This is a genomic window from Streptomyces olivochromogenes (assembly GCF_001514115.1).
Lineage (GTDB): Bacteria > Actinomycetota > Actinomycetes > Streptomycetales > Streptomycetaceae > Streptomyces > Streptomyces olivochromogenes.
In genome coordinates, this window is sequence record NZ_KQ948465.1 from 274,774 (window position 1) to 296,720 (window position 21,947).

The 21,947-nt window shown below is 72.6% G+C and carries 14 protein-coding genes, 2 tRNA genes and 1 riboswitch; of the genes, 9 read left to right on the forward strand and 7 right to left on the reverse strand.

Translation table 11 applies throughout. The annotated features are described in order from the left end of the window. Positions 1-8: 8 nt before the first annotated feature. Positions 9-81: transfer RNA gene (locus AQJ27_RS34280), tRNA-Lys, on the forward strand. A gap of 72 nt (positions 82-153) precedes the next feature. Here AQJ27_RS34280 and AQJ27_RS34285 read toward each other — a convergent pair. Together AQJ27_RS34285 and AQJ27_RS34290 are read right to left on the reverse strand one after the other, a co-directional pair. Further along, positions 154-780: a GTP cyclohydrolase II gene (locus AQJ27_RS34285; protein ID WP_067377140.1), complete on the reverse strand. Its 627-nt coding sequence runs from the start codon at positions 778-780 to the stop codon at positions 154-156. A 206-nt stretch (positions 781-986) separates the two neighbouring features. Then, on the reverse strand, positions 987-1,490 hold the full coding sequence (locus tag AQJ27_RS34290; RefSeq protein WP_067377143.1) for a MarR family winged helix-turn-helix transcriptional regulator: 504 nt from the start codon (positions 1,488-1,490) through the stop codon (positions 987-989). Between the two features lie 72 nt (positions 1,491-1,562). On the opposite strand from AQJ27_RS34290, the gene AQJ27_RS34295 reads away from it, so the two are divergent. The 6 genes from AQJ27_RS34295 (at position 1,563) to AQJ27_RS34320 (ending at position 6,965) form a co-directional block, all read left to right on the forward strand. Next, a complete protein-coding gene (locus tag AQJ27_RS34295) occupies positions 1,563-2,705 on the forward strand; it encodes a dihydrofolate reductase family protein (RefSeq protein WP_067377146.1) in 1,143 nt (380 codons plus the stop codon). A gap of 73 nt (positions 2,706-2,778) precedes the next feature. Continuing rightward, positions 2,779-2,852, forward strand: a tRNA-Met gene (locus tag AQJ27_RS34300). A 152-nt stretch (positions 2,853-3,004) separates the two neighbouring features. After that, entirely contained in the window at positions 3,005-3,196 is a 192-nt protein-coding gene (locus AQJ27_RS34305; RefSeq protein ID WP_067377149.1) for a hypothetical protein, read from the forward strand. A 176-nt stretch (positions 3,197-3,372) separates the two neighbouring features. Continuing rightward, a complete protein-coding gene (locus AQJ27_RS34310) occupies positions 3,373-4,500 on the forward strand; it encodes a PP2C family protein-serine/threonine phosphatase (RefSeq protein WP_425275248.1) in 1,128 nt (375 codons plus the stop codon). 256 nt (positions 4,501-4,756) lie between these two features. Beyond that, positions 4,757-4,914, forward strand: a riboswitch (cyclic di-AMP (ydaO/yuaA leader). Positions 4,915-4,924: 10 nt separating this feature from the next. After that, positions 4,925-5,962, forward strand: coding sequence for a M23 family metallopeptidase (locus AQJ27_RS34315; RefSeq protein WP_067377152.1), 1,038 nt, complete (start codon positions 4,925-4,927; stop codon positions 5,960-5,962). 58 nt (positions 5,963-6,020) lie between these two features. After that, positions 6,021-6,965, forward strand: coding sequence for an aldo/keto reductase (locus AQJ27_RS34320; protein WP_067377155.1), 945 nt, complete (start codon positions 6,021-6,023; stop codon positions 6,963-6,965). Between the two features lie 3 nt (positions 6,966-6,968). Here AQJ27_RS34320 and AQJ27_RS34325 read toward each other — a convergent pair whose 3' ends face one another. The 4 genes from AQJ27_RS34325 to AQJ27_RS34340 all read right to left on the reverse strand — a co-directional run bounded on the left by AQJ27_RS34325 (position 6,969) and on the right by AQJ27_RS34340 (position 12,396). Beyond that, a complete protein-coding gene (locus tag AQJ27_RS34325; protein ID WP_067377158.1) occupies positions 6,969-8,366 on the reverse strand; it encodes a PrsW family intramembrane metalloprotease in 1,398 nt (465 codons plus the stop codon). 67 nt (positions 8,367-8,433) lie between these two features. Next, positions 8,434-9,273 (reverse strand): tRNA (guanosine(46)-N7)-methyltransferase TrmB, encoded by an 840-nt coding sequence (gene trmB / locus AQJ27_RS34330; protein WP_067377161.1) that lies wholly within the window; start codon positions 9,271-9,273, stop codon positions 8,434-8,436. A gap of 332 nt (positions 9,274-9,605) precedes the next feature. Next, a complete protein-coding gene (lhgO, locus tag AQJ27_RS34335; RefSeq protein ID WP_425275247.1) occupies positions 9,606-10,811 on the reverse strand; it encodes an L-2-hydroxyglutarate oxidase in 1,206 nt (401 codons plus the stop codon). Positions 10,812-10,974: 163 nt separating this feature from the next. Then, a complete protein-coding gene (locus AQJ27_RS34340; protein WP_054230257.1) occupies positions 10,975-12,396 on the reverse strand; it encodes an NsdA family TPR-like regulatory protein in 1,422 nt (473 codons plus the stop codon). A 748-nt stretch (positions 12,397-13,144) separates the two neighbouring features. Between AQJ27_RS34340 and AQJ27_RS34345 the strand changes: the two genes are divergently transcribed. Further along, the gene (locus AQJ27_RS34345) at positions 13,145-15,244 is read left to right on the forward strand and encodes an asparagine synthase-related protein (protein ID WP_067377166.1); all 2,100 of its coding nucleotides are present in this window, start codon (positions 13,145-13,147) and stop codon (positions 15,242-15,244) included. Between the two features lie 706 nt (positions 15,245-15,950). Further along, the gene (locus AQJ27_RS34350; protein WP_235613684.1) at positions 15,951-19,571 is read left to right on the forward strand and encodes an AfsR/SARP family transcriptional regulator; all 3,621 of its coding nucleotides are present in this window, start codon (positions 15,951-15,953) and stop codon (positions 19,569-19,571) included. 110 nt (positions 19,572-19,681) lie between these two features. Here the strand turns inward: AQJ27_RS34350 and AQJ27_RS34355 are convergent, their stop codons facing one another. Continuing rightward, positions 19,682-21,793 (reverse strand): sigma-70 family RNA polymerase sigma factor, encoded by a 2,112-nt coding sequence (locus AQJ27_RS34355; RefSeq protein WP_067377169.1) that lies wholly within the window; start codon positions 21,791-21,793, stop codon positions 19,682-19,684. Positions 21,794-21,947 lie beyond the last annotated feature (154 nt).

Genomic DNA, 21,947 nt, shown 5'->3' on the forward strand with positions numbered 1-21,947 from the left:
CGGCGTGTGGACCCTTAGCTCAATTGGCAGAGCAGTGGACTTTTAATCCATTGGTTGTGGGTTCGAGTCCCACAGGGTCTACCGAAAAGCCCCAGGTCAGAGGGAATCTGACCTGGGGCTTCGGTGTGCTTGGGGAACGTGCGGCCCGATGGCTCAGCCCGCCGTGAGTTCCGGCAGGGGGAGCGTGTGCTGGGTCTGGAGGACCTTGGCACGCAGGTAGCGCACGTTGTGGGCGGTGGTGAAGACGCCCGTCGGGACGCGGTGGGAGACCGTGACGCCGAGGTCGCGCAGCTGCTCGGCCTTGTCCGGGTTGTTGGAGAGCAGGTCCAGGTCGTCGATGCCGAGGGCCTGGAGCATCTGGGCCGCCGCGGTGTAGTCCCGGCCGTCCTCGGGCAGGCCGAGGGCGGCGTTGGCGGCGTACGTGTCGAGGCCCTGGTCCTGGAGGGCGTACGCGTCGAGCTTGTTGTAGAGGCCGATGCCGCGGCCCTCCTGACGGAGGTACAGGAGCACTCCGCCGCGTTCCGCGATCTGCTCCACCGCCTCGCGCAGCTGCGGGCCGCAGTCACAGCGGGCCGAGCCGAAGACGTCACCGGTCAGGCATTCGGAGTGGAGCCGCACCAGCGGGGTCGCGCCGGGCTCGCCGAGCACGACGGCGAGGTGTTCCTTGTCGTCGACGAGGCCGTGGAAGGTGACCAACTGCGCGTCGACCGAGTAGCCGTCGCCGAAGCGCAGGGGCACAGTGACGCGGGTGCGCACCGTGGCGGTGGGGAAATCGCGCATGTTGTCTCTCCGGTCCAGCGGGTGTGGTGCGAGTTGTGCCGGTGGTGCTTCAGTTTTGAAGCACTGCCTCGGAGACAGACAGTACACGGTGCTTTAAAGTTCAAGCAACGACTTTGCTCGATTCTGTGCCGTACGGCTCACTGAGAGTGCTGTCGTACGGGTCACGACGAACGCCGTTGCCGACTACGAGGAACGCCGTCGCCGACTCATGAGGAACGCCGTCGCCACGGCAGATCTTCCCCGCAGGCCGCGGGATCCTCCCCCTGGATGCCGCGGGTGATGGCCCCGCAGATCTCCTCCAGTTGCCCCACCTGCTCGGGGGTCAGCCGGTCGAAGACCGCCGTCATGACCTGCTCCGCGTGACCCGGCGCCGCCCGCTCCAGAACGGCCGTCCCCTCGTCCGTGAGGACCGCGATCTGGGTGCGCTTGTCGCTGTGGCAGCCCTCCCGGCGCACCAGGCCGTCGTTCGCCAGCCGGGTCACGCCGTAGGTCAGCCGACTGCGGGTGATCTTCAGGGTCTCGGCGAGGTCGGTCATCCGCAGCCGCCGGTCCGGTGCCTCGGACAGCATGGCCAGGATGGAGTAGTAAAGGTGGGGCATGCCGGTCTCGGCCTGGAGCTGCCGGTCGATCGTGTCCTCCAGGAGCGAGGCGGCGGCGATGTACGCGCGCCAGGCGCGCTGCTCGGCGGGGGAGAGCCAGCGGGTCGTCATGCCGCCAGTCTAGGTATTGTTTAAAACTTGAACCACTAGGAGCCCTGCGCTCGGAGCTGGAGAGTGCGCCCCATGCCCCACCCCTACGTCCTGTTGTCCGCCGCCGTCTCCCTCGACGGCTTCCTGGACGACACCGGCCCCGAACGCCTGCTGCTCTCGGGCCCGGCCGACTTCGACCGGGTCGACGAGGTACGGGCGTCCAGCGACGCGATCCTGATCGGCGCCGGCACCATCCGCGCGGACAACCCCCGGCTGCTGGTCAACTCCGCCGAGCGGCGGGCGGCGCGGGTCGCCGCCGGGCGCCCGGAGTACCCGCTGAAGGTCACCGTCAGCGGCTCCGGCGACCTCGACCCGGACGCCCAGTTCTGGCACACGGGCGGCGAGAAGGTCGTCTATACGACGGACAAGGGCGCCGAACGCGCCACCCACACCCTGCGCGGACTGGACGTCGACGTGGTCCCGACCGGCGCCGAGCTGGACTGGCGCGTCGTGCTCGAACACCTCCACGACGCCCGTGGAGTGCGGCGGCTCATGGTCGAGGGCGGGGGGCGTGTGCACACCCAGCTGATGACACAGGGGCTGGCGGACGAGCTGCAGCTCGCCGTCGCGCCGCTCTTCGTGGGGGAGCCGGACGCGCCACGGCTGTTCGGACCCGGGGGATATCCGCCGGGCCGGATGCGGCTGGTGGAGACACGACCGGTCGGGGACGTCGTCCTCATCCGCTACGTCCCCACCGCACCCGGGGAAGGCGCCCTCGCCGCCGCCGCGGACCGGCACTGGCTGGGCGTCGCCTGCGAGCTGGCGGCGCTGTGCCCGCCCTCGGCGACGGCGTTCAGCGTGGGGGCGGTGGTGGTGGCGGCCGACGGCACCGAGCTGGCGCGCGGGCACTCGCGGGAGGGCGGCGACCCCGTCGTGCACGCCGAGGAGGCGGCGCTCGCGAAGATCGATCCCGCGGATCCGCGGCTGCGCTCCGCCACTGTGTACAGCAGCCTGGAGCCGTGCGCGCGGCGGGCGTCCCGGCCCGCGCCCTGTGCGCGGCTGATCCTCGACGCGGGGGTACGGCGGGTGGTCACCGCATGGCGCGAGCCCGACACGTTCGTGACGGAGGCCGACGGGAACGGTCTGCTCGTGGCCGCGGGGGCGGATGTCGTCGTACTGCCGGAGTTCGAGGAGCGGGCCGTGGCGCCCAATCGGCACCTTCTCGCGGCAGGGTAGGGGCGGCCTCGCGGTCGTCCGCGAAAAGCCTGGTGAATCGGGCCCCGCGGATGGCGTACACTAATTTCAACGACGCGGGGTGGAGCAGCTCGGTAGCTCGCTGGGCTCATAACCCAGAGGTCGCAGGTTCAAATCCTGTCCCCGCTACTGAAGGCCAAGGGCCGGAACTCGGAAACGAGTTCCGGCCCTTGGTTTTTTCCCCGTTCACCGTCCCGGTTTTCCTGCCGCCCGGTTTTCCCGTTCGCCGTCCCGCCCCGATTTTCCCCGCCGACCCGACCTTCTGTAGTCTTCCGCTCACTATGAGTCGTCCTCGGTGGCTGGTCCGGCGCGCGCCGGCGCTCGCGCTGCTGCTCGCCGTGTGCGCGCTGTTCCTCGGGGCCTGTCACGGCGGTCATGACTTCGTGCCGGACGGCGGGACCGTCGTCGCCCCGGCCGGGCACCACCACGGGCGCGGCGGAGCGGGCGGCGTCCGGTGGCCGCCCTCGGACTGACGCGTCCCCCGGTCGGCCCCCCACCGCTCGCCCCTCGCCCCCCTGCCGGGAAGCCTGGACGGGTGGGGCAGCAGCAAGGAGGCGCGCAGTGGGCGGAGGAGCCGTACGGCGAGCCGTGCGAGCAGTCATGTGACAAGCCGTACGACCGGTCCGGTGGGCGGTTGCCCGAGGACCCCGTGCCCGATCCGGGGGTGGGGGACGAGCCGGAGCCCCGCACGGCCGAGGCGGACCGGCGCCGGATCTCCCGCGCGCGCAGCCTCGTCCGGGTGTTGCCCGCGCTGCTCATCCTGCTCGGCGCGTTCTACGACTACTTCACCCCGATGGCCTTCACCGCGGGCCCCTTCTTCACGGCCGCGCCGCTCGTGGCCGCCCCGCTCTTCTCGCTGCGCGGCACCGTGCTCACCGGCGTCGTGGCGCTCCTCACGGTGTTCACGGCCCACATTTGGCTCGGCGTCTTCTTCAAGGTGGAAGAGATCACGGAGGCCGTCACGGTGGCGACCGTCGGCGTGCTGGCCGTGCTCATCAACATCCTCGTCCGCCGCACCGACGAACGACTCGCCTCGGCCCACCAGATCGCCGAGGCGGCCCAGCGTGCCGTCCTGCCGGAACCCGACCAGCGGATCGGCGGCCTCGACGTCGCGGCGCGCTACGAGGCCGCGCAGGCGGGCGCGTTCATCGGCGGCGACCTGTACGCGGTGCAGGACTCCCCGCACGGCGTACGGCTGGCGGTGGGCGACGTACGCGGGAAGGGCATGGGCGCGGTGGCCGCCGTCGCCGTGGTCATCGGGGCGTTCCGGGAGGCGGCCGAGCAGGAGGCCACGCCGGAGGCGGTCGCGCAGCGGCTGGAGCGGGCGCTGGCCCGCGAGGGCACCCGGCGCGAGGGCCTCGACGCCCTCGAGGGGTTCACCACCGCCGTCCTCGCGGAGATCACGCACGAGGACGGCCTCGTAAGGATCGTCAACCGCGGTCACCCGCCGCCGCTGCTCCTGCACGCGGACGGGACCCTGGTCACGCTCGCCGCCGCGAACCCCGCACTGCCGCTCGGCATGGGCGAGTTGGGCAGCTGGCCGGACCGTGCCGAGGAGGCGGAGTTCCCGCACGGGGCCACGCTCCTCTTCCACACGGACGGACTGTCCGAGGCCCGCGACGCGCAGGGGCGCTTCTACGATCCGGCCGCGCGCCTGACCGGACGGACCTTCCCCGGCCCCGAAGCCCTGCTGGCCACGCTCGTGGAGGAGGTCCGCCGGCACGCGGGCGGCGCCCTGACGGACGACATGGCACTGCTCGCCGTACGGCGGCCGTAGCCGTGCGAAGGGGCGTTCTTGATCGATGTCACGAGGGGTGATCGCTCGATGTCCCTCCGCATAACAACTGACGCACCGTCAAATAACCGCCAGGTAGGGAGCTGCGGCCAACTCGCCCGATTTCCGCCGGTCATGAACGGTAAGTCCTGGCCAAAAGTCGTTAACGATCAGTACGAACAGCTTGGAATCCGGTACCCGCGTCTATTAACGTTCGATAACGCAGCGCGGTCGTCCCAGCCGTCACAAGAGTCGGCTCCGTGCGCACGCGCCGAATCCCGCGAGGGAACCGGGGAACCACCAACTTGGGGTGAATCGAGCGTCTTTCACGGTGGAGACACCGTGGGTTGACGCGCGTAGGAGACCTTCCTGCTCCGAACCCGTCAGCTAACCCGGTAGGCGAGAAGGAAGGAAGGAGCACGCCCACGTGGCGTCCAACCGGCCCGCCCAGCCCACTTCGTTCCCGCCGAACGACACCCAGACTTTTGGCTACGCCTACGGCAAGGACGAGGGCCCCTGGGAGGAGTGGAACCCCACCGAGGATTCCATCCGTCCCCTGCGCGGCCGGCACCGCGTCTCCAAGCAGCGCGGCGGGGGACTCGCCCGCAGCTCCACGGTCCTGGGCGTCGGTGTCATCGCCGCCGTCGGCGCGGGCGGCATGGCCACCGCGGCGCCCGGCAAGCCGCCGGTCTCCATCTCGCTGCCCGACCTCTCCTCGGTCACCGAATCGGCCAAGGCACTGATATCCGACGGCGGTCCCAGCACGCCGAAGGGCTCCGCCACCCCGCTCACCAGCGCCGGTGTGACCAGCGCCGACGCCGCGCAGGGCAACACGGACGCGGGCGAGGCGCTGCGGGCCCGCATCATCCAGCAGGCCGAGTCGCAGCAGGACCAGATCGACAAGGCGGCCCAGGACGCCGCCGAGTCCGCCGCCGCGAAGAAGGCGGTCGCGCTGGCCGCCCAGCAGAAGGACGACGCCGAGGCCAAGGTCGCCGCCGAGAAGAAGAAGGCGGACGAGGCCGCCAAGCAGAAGGCCGAGGCCGCGCGCCTCGCCGAGCTCGCCAAGAGCTACTCGCTGCCGACCTCCTCGTACACCCTGACCTCCCGCTTCGGTGACGCCGGTTCCATGTGGTCCTCCGGGTACCACACCGGCCTCGACTTCGCGGCCCCCACCGGCACGCTGATCAAGGCCATCCACAGCGGCACGATCACGGAGGCGGGCTGGGCCGGCTCGTACGGCTACCGCACCATCCTCACCCTCGACGACGGCACGGAGCTGTGGTTCTGCCACCAGTCGTCCATCAGCGTCAGCGTGGGGCAGAAGGTGGCCACCGGCGACGTCATCGGGCGCGTGGGCGCGACCGGCAACGTGACCGGGCCGCATCTGCACCTGGAGGTTCACCCGGACGGCGGCAGCGCGATCGACCCGATGGCGTGGCTGCACAGCAAGGGACTGAACCCCTGATCGTTCCCGGGGGCCGTGAGCGGAATACGGCAATCCGGTACGGCTGTTGAATTAGGGCATGACTTCTCTTCGCAAGCTCGGCTCCTCCGACCTCGAGGTCTTCCCGCTCTCACTCGGCGGCAACGTCTTCGGCTGGACCGCCGACGAGGCGCAGTCCTTCGCCGTGCTCGATGCCTACACGGCCGGGGGCGGCAACTTCGTCGACACCGCCGACGGCTACTCCGCGTGGCGCCCCGGCCACAAGGGCGGTGAGTCGGAGACGATCATCGGCAAGTGGTTCGCCGCGCGCGGCAACCGCTCCGACGTCGTCCTCGCCACCAAGGTCAGTACCCACCCCGAGTACAAGGGCCTGGCGCCGGCGAACATCAAGGCCGCCGCCGACGCCTCGCTGCGCCGCCTCGGCACGGACTACATCGACCTCTACTACACCCACTTCGACGACACCTCGGTGCCGGTCGAGGAGATCATCGGCGCGCTGGACGAACTGGTCCGGGCCGGCAAGGTCCGGGAGATCGCCGCCTCCAACATCTCCGCCGAGCGGCTCGCGGAGTCCGTGGAGTTCTCCGACCGCGAGGGCCTCGCGCGCTACGTCGCCCTCCAGCCCCACTACAACCTCGTCTCGCGCGACACCTACGAGGGCCCGCTCCAGGAGGTCGCCTCCCGGACCGGCCTGGCGGCCGTCCCGTACTTCGCGCTCGCGTCCGGCTTCCTCACCGGCAAGTACCGCCCGGGTACGACGGTCGACTCCGCGCGGGCCGAGGGCGCGGGCAAGCACCTCGACACCGAGCGCGGCATCCGCGTTCTGGCCGCCCTCGACGAGGTCGCCGGGGCCCATGACGCCGAGGTCGCCACGGTCGCCCTCGCCTGGCTCGCCGCCCGGCCGACGGTCGCGGCTCCCATCGCCTCCGCACGGACGGTCGAGCAGCTGCCGGCCCTGCTGGCGGTCGCCGACCTGACCCTGACGGACGCGGAGGTGGCCAGGCTGACGGAAGCGTCCGCCTGAGACCTACGACTGGTAGGGGTTGTACGCGGGGTACGGCGTCGCCGGGGCGGGATACGGGGTCGTCGCGCCGGCGGGGTACGGGGGCGCGCCGGCGGGGTTCGCCTGGCCGGGCACCGGCGCGTAGCCGTACCCGGGCCACGGCGGGGGTACCTGCGGTGGCACCGGTACGGCCGGGGCCGACGCGTGGGCCGCGTACGCGAGGGAGGGGCGGGCGACCTCCCGGCGGCGCCACAGCTCGTGCAGCAACTCGCGCTCCCGTACGACGAAGTCGGCGTTGGCGCGGCCACTGCGCCCCCGGTGCCGCAGAAACGCCAGCGAGGTCGCGTACGCCTCGTACTGGGCGACCGAGCGTGCCGCCGCCCTGCCGAAGTGATGGGCGGCGTACTCGCGGGCCAGCCGCCGCGCCCGCATCGAGCCGAGCACGTACGGCTCGGGCGGGGTGAGCCACCCGGCCGCCGCGTACGCCGGAAGTTCGGTCCGTACGGTCTTCAGCTCCCGCTGCCGCGTCCAGATGACGAGGAAGGTGAGCAGACCGAACGCGGGCACCATGAACGCCCCGTACACCGCGTAGAAGCCGTACTCCCCGAAGTTCGACGAGCCGTTCCACATGGAGTGCATGCCCATCGCGAGCAGCAGTCCGGTCAGGGGCAGCAGGACGCGGCGCACATGCTGGCGCTCGGCGGACAGCGCCGCGACGCCGAAGCCGATGCCGGTGAGCACGGTGAACAGGGGGTGCGCGAAGGGCGACATCACGACACGGACGAAGAAGGTCGCGGCGGTGACGGAGGCCAGGCCGCGGTCGCCGTTGAGCTGGTCCGTGCCGAAGGCGGTGCCGAGATAGAGGATGTTCTCGGTGAAGGCGAAGCCGGTCGCGGTGACTCCGGCTATGACGACCCCGTCGACGATCCCCGTGAAGTCCCGGCGGCGGAAGAGGAAGACCAGGAGCACGGCGGCGGCCTTCGCGGACTCCTCCACGATCGGCGCTATGACGGTCGCGCCGAGGGTGTCGGCGCTGGACGGGTCGGCGGTGGCGGTCGCTATCCATTTGGTTGCGAAACTGTTGGCGACGATCGCTATCAGCGCCGCCGCGCAGGCGCCCCACGCGAAGGCGAAGAGCAGGTTGCGCCAGGGGCCGGGCTCCACCCGGTCCAGCCAGCGGAACGCGGCGACGAGGAGCGGCACGGGCAGCACGGCGAGGCCGAGCCCGACCAGGAAGCCCTCGGTGCCGGTCTGTTGGCGGACCAGGGCCAGGATGACGAGGCCGGAGAGCGCGAGCAGGGTGATCAGCGCGCCGTAGCGCACCCACTTCCGCTGCCACCAGTGCGCGTGCCGCAGTGCACCGTCGGCCGGCCCACCGGTGGGACCGCCGGGATACGTCGGGTACGGGGGGAAGGTGGCCACGGCATTGACCCTAACGAGGCAGGGGCGCTGCCCGCGACGGCGCCTGGTGGTGTTCGTCCGCGGGTCTTCAGTCGCCGGATGTGTCCTGGTCTCGGTGCTGTACGCGCCGGAACAGGAGGTCGTTCACCACATGACCCTTCTCCAGTCCCTGACCCTCGAAACGGGTCAGGGGCCGGAAGTCCGGACGAGGCGCGTAACCGCCGTCCGGCCGGGTGTTCTCGAAGTCCGGGTGTGCGCTCAGCACTTCCAGCATCTGCTCGGCGTACGGCTCCCAGTCGGTCGCGCAGTGCACGAGGGCGCCGGGCCTGAGGCGGGTCGCGGCGAGGCTGAGGAACTCCGGCTGGATCAGCCGTCGCTTGTGGTGCCGCTTCTTGGGCCAGGGATCGGGAAAGTACACGCGTAGCCCGCTCAGGGAATCCGGCGTGAGCATCTCCCTGAGCAGAATGATCGCGTCACCGTTGCCGACGCGGATGTTGGTGAGCCCGTTCTGGTCCGCGAGATTGAGCAGGTTGCCCTGCCCCGGCGTGTGCACGTCGACGGCGAGGATCCCCGTGTCCGGGTCCTCCGCCGCCATCCGCGCGGTGGCCTCGCCCATCCCGAACCCGATCTCCAGCACGACGGGCCGCTCGCCCCCGAACAACTCCGCGAGATCGATCACCCGCTGCCCGTCGATGTCGAGCCCCCACTTGGGCCACAGCCGCTGCAACGCGTCCGCCTGGCCCGTGGTGACACGGCTGCGCCGCGGCTGGAAACTCCGGATCCGCCGCTCGAAGTGCGATCCGGCGGGGTCGGGCTTCGGACCGTCGGGGAACCGGGGCTCCCCCTTGGCCCGGACAGGCCGCTGGGGCTCACCTCCGGCGACGGAGCTGGACCGGGGCTCTTCGGGGGAGTCAATGGAGTCAGACACAGTGAGGACGATTTTACGGCGCCCCCAAGAACACTCTCCCGCCCCCAGACCCCCGGGTGGGTTTGTCGGCTGCGGGCCGGTGGGGGCCGATCGCGCAGTTCCCCGCGCCCCTGGGGGGCCGGGGCTGCGCCCCAGGCCCCCCATCGGCCTGACGGCCTCGTCCTCAGACGCCGGACGGGCTGAAAGATGCGGGGCGAAGCCCCGTCCTAGGGGCGCGGGGAACTGCGCGACCAGCCCCCACTCACCCGCAGCCGACGGACACACCCCGGGGGTCTGGGGGCGGAGCCCCGGGGATGGGGCGGCGGGGCGTGAAACTCAGGTCGGTCACCCCGTCACGTGCCCGCCAGCACCCCCAGCGCCCTGCGCGCGACCTCGCGCCCGATCGGGAGCGAGGCCGTGGCGGCGGGAGACGGTGCGTTCAGGACGTGCACGGTCCGCGGGCCCTCCTCGATGAGGAAGTCGTCCACCAGGGTGCCGTCCCTCAGGACGGCCTGGGCCCGGACACCGGCCGAGGCCGGGATCAGGTCGTCCGGCGTCACCACCGGCAGCAGCCGCCGCACGGCCCCGGTGAACGCGGCCTTGGACAGCGACCGCCGCAGCTCCCCCGCCCCGTACCGCCAGTGCCGCCGCGCCATCCGCCAGGAACCGGGCCACGCCACGGCCGTGCCCACCTCACGGGGCCGGACGACCCCCCACCCGTACCCCTCCCGGGCGAGCGCGGGCACCGCGTTGGGCCCGATGTGGACGTCTCCGTCGATCCCCCGGGTGAGGTGCACGCCGAGGAAGGGGAAGGCGGGGTCGGGGACCGGGTAGACCAGGCCGTGGACCAGCTCGGGACGCGCCAGGGAGTAGTACTCGCCGCGGAAGGGGATGATCCGCATGCCGGGCTCGTCCCCGGCCAGGCGCGCGATCTCGTCGCAGTGCAGCCCGGCGCAGTTGACCAGCACCCGTCCCCGCACGACCGCCCCGTCCTCCGTGCGGACGGCGACACCGAGCGCGGGCCGGCGGTCGATGCGGACGACCTGCGCCCCGTACCGGATCTCCGCACCGGAGGACTCGGCGAGCTGGCGGGCCACGGCGACGAAGTCGCACACCCCCGTCGTGCCGACGTGGATCGCGGCGAGCCCGCGCACCTGCGGCTCGTACTCCGCTATCTGGGCGGGGCCCAGCTCCCGCACCGGAATCCCGTTCTCCCGGCCGCGCTGCACGAGCCCGTGCAGACGGGGCAGCTCGGCCTTCTCCGTGGCGACGATCAGCTTTCCGGTGACGGCGTGCGCGATGTCGTACTCCGCGCAGAACTTCACCATCTCGGCGGCGCCCCGCACGGCGTACCGCGCCTTCAGCGAGCCGGGCCGGTAGTAGATCCCGCTGTGGATCACCCCGCTGTTGCGCCCCGTCTGATGTCGGGCGGGGCCCCGCTCCTTCTCCAGCACCGTCACCCGCGTGCCCGGCGCGGCGCGCGTGATCGCGTACGCCGTCGCCAGGCCGACGATCCCGCCGCCGATCACCAGCACATCGCAGTCGTAAGCGACCCGCACCTGTTCCACCTCCCGGCTTCAAGAGTGCACTGCGCCACTGACAACGCCCTCAAACCCGCGAAGCGCCGGAAGCAGCGCCGTCCGCGCTCCCGTAGGGGCGCGGGGAACTGCGCGCTCAGCCACACACGGCCCGCAGCCGGCCACGGCCTTCCCGGCGGAGCGCCTACGCGGGAGCCATCAGCAGCGGCCGTGCCCGCTCCCTCAGCTCCACCACACGCGGTTCGTCGCCGTAGGGCTCCAGACGGTGCAGAAGGTCCTTCACGTACTCCGTCGTGCGCGCGGAGGAAATCCGCCCGGCGACCTCCACCGCCCGTACGCCCTGCTCGCATGCCGCGTCGAGATTGCCCGACTCGAGCTCGGCGACCGCCGACACCACCAGTCGCAGACCGTGGGAGCGTACGAACTCCTCCGTCGGCTTCGACAGTGCCTGCTCGGTGAAGCGGCGCACCTGGCGCGGCGCCTTCAGATCGCGGTAGCACTCGGCCGCGTCGGCCGCGAAACGGTCGTACGAGTAGAAGCCGAGCCAGCTCGGGTCGTGGTCGCCGTCCCGGGCCCGCTCCAGCCAGCCCTCGGCTGCCTTCAGGGCTCCGCCGGCCGCCTGGGCGTCACCCGCGCGCGCGTGGGCACGTGCCTCGACGAGGCGGAAGAAGCTCATGGTGCGGGCGGTGGCGAGCCCCCGGTTGCGCTCCAGGGCGGCCTGGGCGAGGTCGACGCCCTCGTCGCCGAAGCCGCGGTAGGTCGCCTGGAGGGACATGGAGGCCAGTACGTAGCCTCCCAGAGGGACGTCGGCGGCGGCTCGGGCCAGGCGCAGGGCCTGGATGTAGTAGCGCTGGGCGGCCTCCTGCTGGCCCGTGTCGAAGGCCATCCAGCCCGCCAGGCGGGTCAGCTCGGCACTCGCCCCGAAGAGGGCTCTGCCCACTTCGTCGGAGTAGGCGCCGAGCAACAGCGGTGCCGCCTCGACCCGCAGACATTCCGGCACCATCGACGAACGCCAGTCGCCACCTCCGTACTTGGAGTCCCAGCGCCTGGCGTCCTCTGCTGCCTCGCGGAGCTTCTGCACATCGCTGTGGCCGACTTTCAGTGGTGCCCCGGAGCCCTCGGAAGGGTTCACGTCCCGCGCCACCGAACTGTCGGCCGGGGTTATCAGCCACCGTGAGGCGGGAGTCGCGTAGGCGCTCACTGCGAAGGATCCCGCCAAGGACTGCCAGATGCCGCCGCCGGCCCGGCGGCCGGCCAGGTCGAGGCGGTACAGCTCGGTGGCGGACCGCACCGCCTGCCCGACGTCACGGGGGAAGGCGAGGCCCACTTCGGGCGCGGGATCCGCGTCCGCCAGGCCGATCTCGTGGAGCGGCACCGGGCGGCCGAGCTTCTGACCGATGGCGGCCGCGATGAGATGCGGCGCCGCACCCTGCGGCACCATTCCCTTCGACACCCAGCGCGCCACCGACGTCTTGTCGTAGCGAAGAGTCAACCCGCGTTGAGCGCCAAGATCGTTGACGCGCCGCGCGAGTCCTGCGTTGCTGATTCCCGCGAGGGCGAGAACGGCGCCGAGTTTTTCGTTCGGCCCGCGTTGCTCCCTGGACATGCGCCACCCCTCGACACAGACGGCTGCCGCGCTGGCATAACCATGCGGCATTCGTAAACCCAGCGTAGTTCGCCGCATCCCAAGCGTTAAGGGGCGTTGTTCCGGATGGCGGGATTGTGGTCCGTACGGAAGTACGGACGGTTGCATCGTGCTCCCGCTGTGTGGCTGTGCGCCCGTCCGTGCGCTCTTCTCCGGCCACCGGGGGAGCGCTTCCATGGATCGTGCGTGGGTCGGCCCGCTGTACTGGATCCAGTGGGCTGGGGGACACCGCCGCCTACATCCCCGCGGGCGGCGGACCGGTCCGGGAGGCGAACTCCGCCTCCCGGACTGTGCGTTGTCGAAGCGGTGCGCCAGGGCCTGTACGGAGCGTGTGCACGCCTGTCCGCCCGCAGCCGATTTGGCCGAAAATCGACGGTGGTCTTTGCGGGCAAATAGCGCTCCTACCACGTCACTTGAGGGCGCATGAGGTGCTTTCGGGGAGCGTACCGGGGGCGCATTCGCGTCGCCGATCCACCCCCGCCCACTGGTCGTTCCCAGTGAATCTCTCATGATCGCCTTGCCTCGGGCGGGTGTTCGCATCTGCTTCGGATCGGCTTTGCAGCGGCCTCCCAACGGCGCGAACGTATTCGCGGGGGCGCATTCCAGGGGGCGCAAGCCGCCCCAGGGGCCCTCCCGTACGCGGTCTTCGTGGCAGCATGGAGCCGAGTTCGTACGGTGCACTGGTTGTCCACAGCCTGTGGAGGCGTCGATGCGGTGGTTGGTGGGGTGGAGCAGTACCGCCGCCAGAGCGCCTGAGATCGGCTTGGCGGGCGCCACCGGAAGCGACGGCGAGACCGTGCACCCGGTGGGCTCCCAACTCCTGTGGGGCGACCCCGATCCGCTCTGGGCGGTCGGCGACTGGCGTCCCGACGAGGTCCGCGTCATCAAGGCCGACGCGCAGAACCGGATCGCCGTCCTCGGCACCTGCGGGGCGAGCGACGAGGAACTCAAGGTCGGCCTCTTCGCCGCGCGCGGCGGCGCACTGCGCCACCTCACCGCCTGGTCCGGCAGCTACACCGCCGTCGTCCAGGTCGGCCGCCGCACCACCGTCGCCGGCGACCTCGCGGGCGCGCGGCCCGTCTTCCACACCCCCTGGGCGGGCGGTACGGCCTACGCGACCGCCGCCCTCCCGCTGGCCGACCTCATCGAGGCCAACCTCGACTTCGGGCACCTGGCGGCCCTGCTCGCCGCCCCCGACGTACCGGCCGCGGTCCACGACTCGACCCCGTACGAAGGCGTACGACGCATTCCGCCGGGGCACGCGCTGATCCTGCGCGCGGGTGCCCGCGAGGTCGCCGGCTACGAGCCCGTCGCCTCCCTCGCCGTCGCCGCGCCCACCGCGGACCCCGACCGCGCGGTGGACGGCGTCCGGGACGCCCTGGTGGAGGCCGTACGCGCGCGCCTCGCCGCTCCCCGGCACGTACCCGGGACCGACATCGACCCCGGGCCCGTACCCGGGATGGGGCCCGCGGAGCGGCGCGCGGCGCGCGGGATGCCCGTACCGGGAATCGGGGCCGACCTCTCCGGAGGGCCCGCCTCCGGGACGCTGGCCCTGCTCGCGGCGGGGCTGCCGGGGGCGCCCGGCACGGTCCTCGGGCACGGCACGGGCGCCGGTGAGCGGCTCCTCGCCGTCACCTTCAACGACCTCGCCGTGCGCGGACGGGAGGCCGAGGTGGAGCGGGCCGGGACGCTCGCCGCGAACCCCAGGCTGCACCACGTGGTCGTCGCCGGGGGCGAGGAGACGCTTCCGTACGCCGACCTGGAGGGGCCGCTGACGGACGAGCCGGGGCCGTCGCTGGTGACGGCGGCGCGGCACCGTGCGCGGCTGTCCTCCGGCAGCGCGGACCACTTCACGGGATACGGGGCCCGGCAGGTCCTGGACGCGCACCCCGCGCGGCTGGCCGACCTGCTGATGGACCGCAAGAGACGCCATCTGGTCCGGCCCGTCGCCGCGTTGGCGAAGGCGGACGGGTCCGTCATGGTTCCCGCGCGCGTGTACGGTGCCGCGCGCAAGCTCGCCCGTACGCCGTACCGGACCGGCGTCGACGTTCTCGCCGACCGGCTGCTGCACCGGCGCTTCGACGAACCGGGAGGCGCGGTGGGTGCGTCACTCGCTGCGCTCACCTGGGCCAGGCCTGGTCCCGCGGCGCGTTGGCTGACCGGTGAGGCGCTGGCTGAAGTATCGGTTCGCCTACAAGGAGCCGCAGGTCGGACGGGGGCGGTCGGTCCCGGGCAGCGGCCCGGTGACTTCCGCGCCCGGGCGGCGCTCGCGCGCCACGCCGCCGATCTCCGTGTCCTGGAACAGGCCGCCGAGATCCGCTTCCAGCGGCTGCACGCGCCGTTCCTGGACAACCAGGTCGTGCGCGCGTGCCGTGAGTTGCCGGAGGCGCTGCGGGTGCAGCCCGGGGCGCGCGCCGCGATCCTCCGGACCGTCCTGGAGGGCGCCGGGGTGGCCGATCTGCCGCCCGGCTGGGGTGCGCCCTCGCACGCGTCCTCGGCGGCGGCCGCGCGGACGGGGCTGCGGGTGGCCGCGGATTCCCTGATCGCTTTGTTCGACACTCCTCTGCTGGCGCAGGCGGGGCTCGTCGAGGCACGGGTCGTCCGCAAGGCCCTGCGGGCGGCCGCGGCGGGGGAGCCGCTGCCGCTGGACGGGCTGGCGGATCTGGTCTCCCTGGAACTGTGGCTGCGCCGCCTGCTGGCCCGCCGCGGCACCTGCTGGACGGGCACCCCCGCCCGCCAACGGGCCGTACCCGCGGGGATCGTGCCGCAGGGGCGGGCGTTGGGGGCGGGGGCCGGGGGGCGGGGGTAGCGGCCGGATCGTCTCCGGGCCGTCTCCGGGCCGTCGTCGGGTCGTCGTCGGGCCGTCGTCGGGTCGGGGCCGTGCCGGTACGTCGAGCCCGTCGCCGCCGGATCAGGCCTTGCCCCACAGGAAGCCGCTTCCAGACCCGAACGTAAGCGACGGGCTTACGACGCACCGGCACGGCCCCTTCCGCGCGCGGACGACTGCGGGTTGGCGGGGCGCGCAGTTCCCCGCCCACCTGATTTGTTTGGCTGCGGGCCGTGTGTGGCTGGTCGCGCAGTTCCCCGCGCCCCTAAAACGGGGCTGCGCCCCGCATCGGCCGCCCGCCCGAATTCGTTTGGCTGCGGGCCCGGTGGGGGCTGGGCGCGCAGTTCCCCGCGCCCCTTGAGGGCGCTGGCGCGCATCTTTCAGCCTGTCCGGCGTCTGAGGACGAGGCCGTCAGGCCGATGGGGGGCCTGGGGCGCAGCCCCGGCCCCCCAGGGGCGCGGGGAACTGCGCGATCGGCCCCCACCGGCCCGCAGCCGACAAACCCACCCGGGGGTCTGGGGGCGCAGCCCCCAGGTTGAGGATGATGGGGGTCCCCCCTGCTCGAGCGAAGCCGAGAGCTTGGGGGAGGGTAGGGGCGGCGGGGGCGGAGAACCCGGGTGTGGGCCGGAGTGGAGGCCCGCCGGGGAAAGCCTCGGCTCTGCGCACCGGGCGAGGTGAGAATAGGCGGGTGCGGTACAGAATCCTGGGGGTCGCCCAGGCGGAGGATGACCAGGGGGCCCCGGTCGCGCTCGGCGGCCCCCGAGTTCGCGCCCTGCTCACGGCGCTCGCCCGACGAACGGACCGCACGACCACCCCCCAGACCCTGATCGACGAGGTATGGGCGGACGACCCTCCACTGGACGCCCCCGCGGCGTTGCAGGCCCTGGTCGGCCGCCTGCGCCGAGCGCTCGGCAAGGACGCGGTCGCCTCGGAGGCGGGCGGCTACCGGTTGCGGGCCACCAAGGACGACGTGGACCTGTTCGTCTTCGAACGGCAGGTACGGGACGGCAAGGCCGCCCTCGATCGCGGCGACGCGTCCACCGCCGCCCACACCCTGCGCGACGCCCTCGCCCTGTGGCACGGCCAGGCCCTCGCGGACCTCCCCGACCGAGACGCCGCCACCCGCTTGGACGCGCTCCGCCTGGAGGCGACGCGCACCCGTATCGGCGCGGACCTGCGACTGGGCCGCGCCCCCGACGTCGTACCGGAGCTGAAGGAGCTGACAACCGCCCACCCGTACGACGAGGCCCTGCACGCCCTGCTCATCCGCGCCCTGCGCGACGCGGGCCGGGGAGCGGACGCGCTGGCCGCCTACGAAGGGGTGCGCCGCGCCCTCCAGGAGGGTCTGGGCGCGGATCCCGGCCGGGAACTGCAGAGGCTGCACGCGGAGTTGCTCGCCCCGGCGGGAGCGGGCGGGCCGGGGCCCATACCCGTGGACGCCGACCATCGCGTACGGCGGGAAGGGGACGCGGCGGAGGCGGCCACAGGGCGAGGGCGTCGCGTCGACACCGGCTCCTTCGAAGAGCGACCGACTCCGCACCCGACCGAGGACGGACACTCCCGCCCCGGCCCCGACCCCCGCCTCGACCCCGAACGCACCGGCAACCTCCGCCCCCGCCTGAACTCCTTCGTCGGCCGGGAACCCGAACTCGACGCGATCCGTTCGGATGTGCAGAGGGCACGCCTGGTCACGCTGACCGGACCGGGCGGTTCGGGAAAGACCCGCCTCGCCGAGGAAGCCGCCGCCGGGCTTCCGGGGGCCTGGTTGGTCGAGCTGGCCCCGCTCGACCGGCCCGAGGCGGTCCCGGGCGCGGTGGTCAGCGCCCTCGGTCTGCGCGAGACCGTGTTGATGACCCACGAGATGGCGATGGTCGGCCAGGACGACCCGCTCGGCCTGCTCGTCGAGTACTGCGCCCCGCGCAGCCAGCTCCTGATCCTTGACAACTGCGAGCACGTCATCGGCGCGGCCGCCGAACTCGCCGAGACCCTGCTCACCCGCTGCCCGGGACTCACCGTCCTTGCCACCAGCCGTGAACCACTCGGTGTCCCCGGGGAGTTGGTGCGCCCGGTCGAGCCCCTGCCGCCCGACCCCGCGCGCCGGCTGTTCATGGAGCGCGCGGCGGCCGTACGTCCCGACGCCGACGCCGCGCTCCACGACCACGAGGCGGTGGACGAGATCTGCCGGCGGCTCGACGGCCTGCCCCTGGCCATCGAGCTGGCCGCCGCGCGCCTGCGGCTGCTGACCCCCCGCCAGATCGCCGACCGGCTCGACGACCGCTTCCGGCTGCTCACCTCCGGAAGCCGCACGGCGCTGCCCCGCCAGCAGACCCTGCGCGCGGTCGTCGACTGGTCCTGGGACCTGCTCGACGAACGGGAGCGTGCCGTGCTGTGCGAGGCGTCCGTCTTCGCGGGCGGCTGGGACCTCACGGCCGCCGAAGCCGTCTGCACCGGTTCCCTCACCGGTTCCCTCACCGGTTCCCTCACCGGTTCCCTCACCGGTTCCGTCACTGGTTCCAACACTGCTTCCCTCACCGGTCCGGTCGCCGGTGGCGTGGCCGATCTTGTCGGGGCGCTCGTCGACAAGTCACTGATCATCGCGACTCCGTCCGCCCCGTCCGCCCCGTCCGAGGAGGACGGCGGTGGCGGCATGCGGTACCGCATGCTGGAGACGATCCACGAGTACGCCACCGAGCGCGCCGCCGAAGTCCCCGAGCTGCGCGCCGCGGCCGAGCGGCGCCACCGCGCGTGGGCGCGTGACCTTGTCGAGGGGGCCGAGCCACTGCTGCGCTCCGCCGCCCAGCTGCCCTGGATCCACCGCCTGGAGACCGAGCTCGACAACATCCGGGCGGCCCTGCACCGCGCGATCGTCGCCGGTGCGGAGGAGGACGCCGGTGCGATCGTCCTCGCCATGGGCTGGTTCTGGTGGCTGCGCAACTTCCGCCGCGAAGGCGAGGAATGGACGGACCGCCTGCTGCGGCTGGGCGCGGCGCTCGACGCGAGGCGCGTCGCGTCCGAGGCGAACCGGGCGCACGGCGGGGAGGGCGGCGACGCCGGCGACGGTGGTGACGGGTGCGAGGGCATCGGCGGTGGCGACCTCTTCGCCGACCTGGACCGGTTCGACCCACTGGCCGCCTTCCTCGACGCCCCGGACCACGAGGAGTCCCATCCGCTGCACGGCATGCGGATGCGGACGCGCATGCTGCACCTGTTCATGCTGGTGGAGACCGACCCGTTGGACGCAGGGGCGCACCCGCGGATTCGTGAGTACATCCTGCGGGTGCGGGACTTCTTCGAGAAGGGCGGTCCGGCCGCGGCGACCATGCCGGGCATCGTCTGGCCGATGACCGCCTTCTTCCTGAGCGGCTGGCACGACGTGCGTCCGTCGATGGACGCGGCGCTCGCCAACTGCCGTGAGTTCGGCGGTGAGTGGGAGATCGGCGTCACCCTGATGTTCCGCACGCACATGGTCGTCGACGCCCCGGGCGGCATGCCGGGCGTGGACGACGACCTCGCGGAGCTACGGGTGCTCAGCCGGCGGGTGGGCGATCGCTGGGTGCGCGCCCAGGTGTGCAGCGCCGCGGGGGAGGCGGCCATGGCGCGCGGCTTCTACGACGAGGCCAAGGGCGAGTACGAGGAGGCACTGCGACTGGCCTTCGAGGTCGGCGCCTACGCCGAGACGCCCTTCCTCATGGCGCGGCTGGCCGAGCTCGCCTACCGAGCCGGCGAGCGCTCCCAGGCGCTGACCGCCCTGGACGAGGCGAACGCCGCGGCCGAGCGGTACAGCGTCACGGACTCCGGCGCCTTCGTCCGTCTGCTCCGCGCCCAGCTGGCACTGGACGACGGTGAGGTCGCCTTCGCGCGTGAACAGTGGGCGCAGGCGAGCGAGATGACCGTCCGCGGCACCCCGCCGCCACAGTTCATGGCGGCGCTGAACTGGGTCGAGGCGCTCGTGACGGCCGCCGAGTCCGGCCCGGAGCCCGGCCTGCGCAAGATGGTCGACGCGTTGGCCGGGGCGGTGACGGGGCGGTGCGCCGACGTGGTGACGGCGAGCCTCGTCGAGAGTGCGGCGGGCCTGCTGTCCGAGCTCGGCGACCATCCCCGAGCGGCCCGTCTGCTCGCCGCGGGCACTTCCTGGCGCGGCGGTCACCCCCGTCCCACCCAGGAGCGCACCGGTGCCGAGCGCACGGAGAGCGCCGCGCGTGCCGCTCTCGGTCCCGTCCGCCATGAGTCCGAGCGGACGACGGGGGCGGGTTTCACCCAGGCTGACGCCCTGCGGGAGCTCGCGGAGGCGCTGAAGGAGTACGAGTAGGGAATGCGAGAGGGAGTACGAGCAAGGAGTACGAGAGGGAGTGCGAGTTACTAGTTACGAGTAGGGAGTACGAGCAAGGAGTGCGGGTCGAGGGCGAGGAGTAATTCACCTCACTGGCACTGGAACTTGGACTCCGCCCAGTCCGCCAGGGCCACCGCGTCGAATCTCGTGTGCGGTTCGACGGCCAGCCGAACCGTTCTGCGGCCGGTGAGGTTCACATGCACGGGGATCGCGGGTTCGCCGCCCTTGATCAGTGGCGACTGCCACAGGCGCACTCCGTCGGCGTACACGGAGAAGCTCACCTGGCCGAGGCCCAGCGTCAGGTCGTCCACGCCGACCAGTGCGTCGTACGCCGAGCAGCTGCGGTTGAGGTCGATGGTGACCGAGGACTCGCCGTGCACGGTCACACCGTGGGTGTACCGCTGACCCGCGATCGAGACTCCCCACCGCTGCCACACCCAGCTGCTCTCGCCGAGCCGCATCTCGGGCTCGGTGTGGTCACCGGTGACGCCGTACTTCAACTCGTTCCACTGGTAGACGACCGGTGCGGGAGGCGGCGGCGGGGTGGGCGTCGGAGTGGGGGCCGGCGCGGGGGTGGCTGTGGGCGTGGGCTTCGGCTCGGCCCGCGTCGGGGTGGGCGTGGGTGACGGCTTGGGGGTGGGCTTCGGGGTGGGCCGGGGAGTCGGGGTCGGGCTGGGCCTCGGTGCGGAGGCCACCACCGGGGCCCCCGGCGCGGGCTTCTTCGAGGGAGTCGGCGTCGGCTGTGGCGGTGGCGCCTCGACCACCGGCGAGGTGGCCGGCGGCTTGGCCTCGGGCCTCTTGGCCGGGCTGCCGTTGCCGACGAGGGCCAGTGCCACCGCCGCGGCGGCCACCGCGACGACTCCCGCCGCGATACCGGCCTTGACCGGCGCGCCCAGCCCCTCCGAGGCGGCCGCGCCGCCCCCGGCGCCCGCCCCGCCCGAGCCACCGCCCGCCGCCCCGCCCGCCGTCCCGGCCGAGCCCGATGCCCCGCCCGAGACCGCAGCCCCGCCCGAGCCGCCGCTCACCGCTGCCGCTGCGCCCGCCGCCCCGGCCGCCCCCGCTCCGGCGCCACCGGCGATGAGCGCGACGGCCTTCGCGTACCCGGCGGCACCGAACCAACCGATGACCGCGACCGGCACGACCGCGGGGATCCCGCTGGCGACTTCCTTGATCTGACCCGCGGCCAGCCGGCACTTGGCGCACTCCTCCAGGTGCTTGCGCAGTCCGCGCTCGGCCCGGGTGCGCAGACCGCCGCGGGCGTAGGCGCCGAGCCGGTCGGCGTAGCGCGCGCACTCCTCGTCCATGGTGAGTGTGGCGCTGACGTGTGCCTGGAGGTAGGCCTGCTTCAGGCCCTCGCGGGCGCGGCTGGCCAGGACGCGGGTGCCGTTGGCGTCGAGTCCGAAGAGCGTGGCGACCTCGCTCGGGGACTCGTCCTCGACCTCCGTGTGCCACAGCACGGCCTGCCAGCGCTCCGGCAGCGACCGGAAGGCCCGCATGGCCATCGACTGCTCGGCCTCGTGCATCGCCCGTACGTCGGCACCCAGGTCCGACGTTTCGTCGTCGGACACGTCGGAGGTGCGGGAGGACTGCGCGGCGAACAGCGCGAAGTCGTCGACCAGTTGTTCCCGTTTCGCGGAGTTCGTCCAGCTCGCGGCGACGCGGCGGACCGTGGTGAGCAGATACGCGCGTACGGCGTGCTCGGGGCCGTGGCCGCGGCGGACCGCCTGGAGCATGCGGGCGAACACCTCGGCGGTGAGGTCGTCCGCGGTGTGCGCGTCCCGGCAGCAGGTGCGGGCATAGCGACGGACGGCTTCGGCGTGCCGGCGGTACAACTCCTCGTACGCCGTGTCGTCGCCCGCCCGCATCCGCCCGATCAGATCGGCGTCGGACGGCGGTTGCTCCGGCGGGGGCGGCAGCACGCCCCCGACGTCACGCCGGTCGAACCGGTCGCGCTGCGCCGGAACGCTGGGGTCCCTCGGGGCACCCGAAGTGCCTGAAGGACCTGGGGCACCCGAAGTGCCTGAAGCGCCCGGGGCACCGGAAGTGCCTGAAGTACCCGAAGTGCCTGGAGTGTCCAGTGGACCCGAGGGTTCCGGGGTGATGCCCGACGGACCGCCCTGGCTCGGTACCTGCCGCGAGGGCGACCCGCCGGCCTCCGCGCCACCGTCACCGAGTGACTCGTCCCGCCCGTCAACGCTCATCGCGGAAAGCCCCCGCCTGCACACTCGGACCCGAATACCGGGACAGAGTGCCACACGCTTCAGGGGCGGGACCCCACCGCACGGACCAACCACTCGTCCGTGGGGACTTGCCACACGACAGCACTAGTGGTCACCCGTTTGGGGAATAGTCAAT